This window comes from Chryseobacterium culicis, assembly GCF_002979755.1.
GTDB classification, from domain to species: domain Bacteria; phylum Bacteroidota; class Bacteroidia; order Flavobacteriales; family Weeksellaceae; genus Chryseobacterium; species Chryseobacterium culicis_A.
The window spans coordinates 1-5386 of sequence record NZ_PCPP01000010.1; the positions used below are offsets into that span (position 1 = coordinate 1).

At 47.0% G+C, this 5386-nt stretch carries 2 tRNA genes and 3 rRNA genes; all 5 read right to left on the bottom strand.

Annotated features, from left to right (window positions below):
• Nucleotides 1-19: 19 nt before the first annotated feature.
• A 5S ribosomal RNA gene (rrf, locus tag CQ022_RS22685) occupies nucleotides 20-127 on the bottom strand.
• Nucleotides 128-267: 140 nt separating this feature from the next.
• A 23S ribosomal RNA gene (locus tag CQ022_RS22690) occupies nucleotides 268-3025 on the bottom strand.
• 204 nt (nucleotides 3026-3229) lie between these two features.
• Nucleotides 3230-3303 (bottom strand) — tRNA-Ala (locus CQ022_RS22695).
• Nucleotides 3304-3397: 94 nt separating this feature from the next.
• Nucleotides 3398-3471 (bottom strand) — tRNA-Ile (locus tag CQ022_RS22700).
• Between the two features lie 211 nt (nucleotides 3472-3682).
• Nucleotides 3683-5199: ribosomal RNA gene (locus tag CQ022_RS22705) — 16S ribosomal RNA — on the bottom strand.
• The 16S, 23S and 5S rRNA genes sit together here with 2 tRNA genes alongside, the layout of an rRNA operon.
• Nucleotides 5200-5386 lie beyond the last annotated feature (187 nt).

A 5386-nucleotide genomic window follows, 5' to 3' on the forward strand; every position in this document is an offset into this window, starting at 1 on the left:
TTTTTAAAAATAAAATAAAAACTGGCGGCGGCCTACTCTCCCGCGTTAGCAGTACCATCGGCGCTGGTGGGCTTAACTTCTGTGTTCGGAATGGGAACAGGTGAGCCCCACCGCTAAAACCACCCTAAAGGTTGTATATAAGGTTGCAGGGGATAGGGATTAGATTGCAGGTATAACTGCTACCTTGTATCTATTATCTGCTTCCTGTTTTATCGATAAAAACTTTCACAAAGAGGTAACCTTGCTGCACTTTCGTGCGCCATATCAGGCTATAAATCTACGGGTAATTAGTACTACTTGGCTATGACATTACTGTCTTTACACCTATAGCCTATCAACGTCGTCATCTCCAACGACCCTTAAAAGATGTCTCATCTTGAGGCGAGTTTCGCACTTATATGCTTTCAGTGCTTATCTCTTCCAAACGTAGCTACTCAGCAGTGCACCTGGCGGTACAACTGATACACCAGAGGTTTGTTCAATTCGGTCCTCTCGTACTAGAATCAAGCCCTCTCAAACATCTAACGCCCGCAATAGATAGAGACCGAACTGTCTCACGACGTTCTGAACCCAGCTCGCGTGCCACTTTAATGGGCGAACAGCCCAACCCTTGGGACCTTCTCCAGCCCCAGGATGTGACGAGCCGACATCGAGGTGCCGAACCTCCCCGTCGATGTGAGCTCTTGGGGGAGACTAGCCTGTTATCCCCGGAGTACCTTTTATCCTATGAGCGATGGCCCTTCCATACGGAACCACCGGATCACTATGTCCTGCTTTCGCACCTGATCGACTTGTAGGTCTCACAGTCAAGCACCCTTATGCCATTACACTCTACGCACGGTTACCAAGCGTGCTGAGGGTACCTTTGAAAGCCTCCGTTACTCTTTTGGAGGCGACCACCCCAGTCAAACTACCCACCACGCAATGTCCTTCTAAAAGAAGTTAGGCTCCAAGTAAGTAAAGGGTGGTATTTCAACGTTGGCTCCACAAACACTAGCGTGCCTGCTTCAAAGCCTCCCACCTATCCTACACATTACTTACTCAAAGTCAATACGAAGTTATAGTAAAGGTTCACAGGGTCTTTTCGTCCCATTGCGGGTAATCGGCATCTTCACCGATACTACAATTTCACAGAGCTCATGGTTGAGACAGTGCCCAGATCGTTACACCATTCGTGCAGGTCGGAACTTACCCGACAAGGAATTTCGCTACCTTAGGACCGTTATAGTTACGGCCGCCGTTTACTGGGGCTTCAGTCAATGCCTTCGGTTTAACCCTAAGCACCTTCCTTAACCTTCCAGCACCGGGCAGGTGTCAGACCCTATACTGCATCTTTCGATTTTGCAGAGTCCTGTGTTTTTGATAAACAGTCGCCTGGGCCTCTTTACTGCGGCCACCATTGCTGATGGCGTCTCTTCTCCCGAAGTTACGAGACTATTTTGCCTAGTTCCTTAACCATGATTCACTCTAGCACCTTAGGATTCTCTCCTCGACTACCTGTGTCGGTTTTGGTACGGGTTGCTTCACTTCGGCTTTTCTTGGAAGCACTTTCCCTACAGCAGCTTCGCCCGAAGGCTAGGCCTTGACTATTCCGTCAGTCTCCAGTAAGTACGGCACTCCGTCCCCTTTTTAGTGTGAGCAAGTATGGGAATATTAACCCATTGTCCATCCACTACCCCTTTCGGGTTCGCGTTAGGTCCCGACTAACCCTCAGCTGATTAGCATGGCTGAGGAAACCTTAGTCTTTCGGTGAGCGGGTTTCTCGCCCGCTTTATCGTTACTTATGCCTACATTTTCTTTTCTATCCGCTCCACAATACCTCACAGTACTGCTTCGGCGCAAATAGAATGCTCTCCTACCAGATGTACTTAAAGTACAAATCCATAGCTTCGGTAATATGTTTATGCCCGATTATTATCCATGCCGGACCGCTCGACTAGTGAGCTGTTACGCACTCTTTAAATGAATGGCTGCTTCCAAGCCAACATCCTAGCTGTCAATGCAGTCCAACCGCGTTGCTTCAACTTAACATATATTTTGGGACCTTAGCTGTTGGTCTGGGTTCTTTCCCTCTCGGACATGGACCTTAGCACCCATGCCCTCACTGCCGTAGAACATTTATTAGCATTCGGAGTTTGTCAGGAATTGGTAGGCGATGAAACCCCCGCATCCAATCAGTAGCTCTACCTCTAATAAACTTATATACGACGCTGCACCTAAATGCATTTCGGAGAGTACGAGCTATCTCCCAGTTTGATTGGCCTTTCACCCCTACCCACAGGTCATCCGAAGACTTTTCAACGTCAACCGGTTCGGTCCTCCACTCTGTGTTACCAGAGCTTCAACCTGCCCATGGGTAGATCACAAGGTTTCGCGTCTAATCCTACTAACTATACGCCCTATTCAGACTCGCTTTCGCTCCGGCTCCGGTACTTAATACCTTAACCTCGCTAGTAAAATTAACTCGTAGGCTCATTATGCAAAAGGCACGCCGTCACACCATATAGGTGCTCCGACCGCTTGTAGGCGTACGGTTTCAGGTTCTATTTCACCCTTCTATTCGAAGTGCTTTTCACCTTTCCTTCACAGTACTTGTTCACTATCGGTCTTTCAGGAGTATTTAGCCTTGGAGGATGGTCCCCCCATATTCAGACAGGATTTCACGTGTCCCGCCCTACTCATTTATCATCCAAATATGCCTTTCGAGTACAGGATTATCACCTTCTATGATTGTTCTTTCCAGAACATTCCTCTAAACATATAAAGACTTTTGGGCTAATCCGCTTTCGCTCGCCACTACTTACGGAATCTCTTCGATTTCTTTTCCTCCGGGTACTTAGATGTTTCAGTTCTCCGGGTTTGCTCCTCTTACGAGGTGACTGGTCTTCAACCAGCCGGGTTGCCCCATTCGGACATCTGCGGATCAATTCGTGTGTGCCAATCCCCGCAGCTTTTCGCAGCTTACCACGTCCTTCGTCGCCTCTGAAAGCCTAGGCATCCGCCATACGCCCTTAACGATTTCTTTCCTAATATTTAAATTAGTTCAGTATTTTTTGATAAACTTTCGTCTATCGATATTTTTATAAACTCGGCACTCGAAAGTGCTCGGTTATCTCTTTGTGATGTCTTTACCGTTAATGTCAATGATCTTAATGTCTTCTTGTCTGCTTAATGAACAGATATTGTTGTTGGCTCTATCCGTAACTTTTAAATTAAGCTTCCAAAACTGTGGAGAATAAGGGAGTCGAACCCTTGACCTCCTGCGTGCAAGGCAGGCGCTCTAGCCAGCTGAGCTAATTCCCCTCTAGTAGACTAAGAGATTCAAGATGCTAGATTCAAGACTTTTTACTTGTTAGTCTTGGCTCTTGGCTCTTTTATCTTCCCGTCTTTTAATTAGTAGTCTCGGGCAGGCTCGAACTGCCGACCTCTACATTATCAGTGTAGCGCTCTAACCAGCTGAGCTACGAGACTGTCTTTTTAGACTAATAGATCCTAGATGCTAGATACAAGACTTTCATTCGTCTTGGTTCTTCGCTCTGGGCTCTTGTATCTCTTCCCTATACTAATTTCTAGTGGGTTTTGTATTTTTATATAGCAACCAAACAAAAAACTAAAGCTTTACTTTAAGTAAGTACTTTGTATCTTACGATACTAATTTTGTTTATCGTCCGAAGACGCTCTAAAATGAGATGTTCCAGCCGCACCTTCCGGTACGGCTACCTTGTTACGACTTAGCCCTAGTTACCTGTTTTACCCTAGGCAGCTCCTATTACGGTCACCGACTTCAGGTACCCCAGACTTCCATGGCTTGACGGGCGGTGTGTACAAGGCCCGGGAACGTATTCACCGCGCCATGGCTGATGCGCGATTACTAGCGATTCCAGCTTCATAGAGTCGAGTTGCAGACTCCAATCCGAACTGAGACCAGCTTTCGAGATTTGCATCACATCGCTGTGTAGCTGCCCTCTGTACTGGCCATTGTATTACGTGTGTGGCCCAAGGCGTAAGGGCCGTGATGATTTGACGTCATCCCCACCTTCCTCTCTACTTGCGTAGGCAGTCTCACTAGAGTCCCCAACTTAATGATGGCAACTAGTGACAGGGGTTGCGCTCGTTGCAGGACTTAACCTAACACCTCACGGCACGAGCTGACGACAACCATGCAGCACCTTGAAAAATGTCCGAAGAAAAGTCTATTTCTAAACCTGTCATTTCCCATTTAAGCCTTGGTAAGGTTCCTCGCGTATCATCGAATTAAACCACATAATCCACCGCTTGTGCGGGCCCCCGTCAATTCCTTTGAGTTTCAAACTTGCGTTCGTACTCCCCAGGTGGCTAACTTATCACTTTCGCTTAGTCTCTGAACCCGAAAGCCCAAAAACGAGTTAGCATCGTTTACGGCGTGGACTACCAGGGTATCTAATCCTGTTCGCTCCCCACGCTTTCGTCCATCAGCGTCAGTTGTTGCTTAGTAACCTGCCTTCGCAATTGGTGTTCTAAGTAATATCTATGCATTTCACCGCTACACTACTTATTCCAGCTACTTCAATAACACTCAAGACCTGCAGTATCAATGGCAGTTTCACAGTTAAGCTGTGAGATTTCACCACTGACTTACAGATCCGCCTACGGACCCTTTAAACCCAATAAATCCGGATAACGCTTGCACCCTCCGTATTACCGCGGCTGCTGGCACGGAGTTAGCCGGTGCTTATTCGTATAGTACCTTCAGCTTCCCACACGTGGAAAGGTTTATCCCTATACAAAAGAAGTTTACAACCCATAGGGCCGTCGTCCTTCACGCGGGATGGCTGGATCAGGCTCTCACCCATTGTCCAATATTCCTCACTGCTGCCTCCCGTAGGAGTCTGGTCCGTGTCTCAGTACCAGTGTGGGGGATCACCCTCTCAGGCCCCCTAAAGATCGCAGACTTGGTGAGCCGTTACCTCACCAACTATCTAATCTTGCGCGTGCCCATCTCTATCCACCGGAGTTTTCAATTTTAAATGATGCCATTCAAAATGTTATGGGGTATTAATCTTCCTTTCGAAAGGCTATCCCCCAGATAAAGGCAGGTTGCACACGTGTTCCGCACCCGTACGCCGCTCTCAAGATCCCGAAAGATCTCTACCGCTCGGCTTGCATGTGTTAGGCCTCCCGCTAGCGTTCATCCTGAGCCAGGATCAAACTCTCCATTGTATGTTTGTCTGACTCACTCAAAGTTTTTTAACGCTTTAGTTTTTCCTTACTTGGTTGTTATATTGTATGTCAATGATCTTTATATCTTTCGCTTTTCAACGAAGCAATCTTTCTGTCAGTGTTGCTCCGTATTTGCGAGTGCAAAAGTAAAACTTTATTTCTTAATGACCAAATGTTTTAAAGAAAA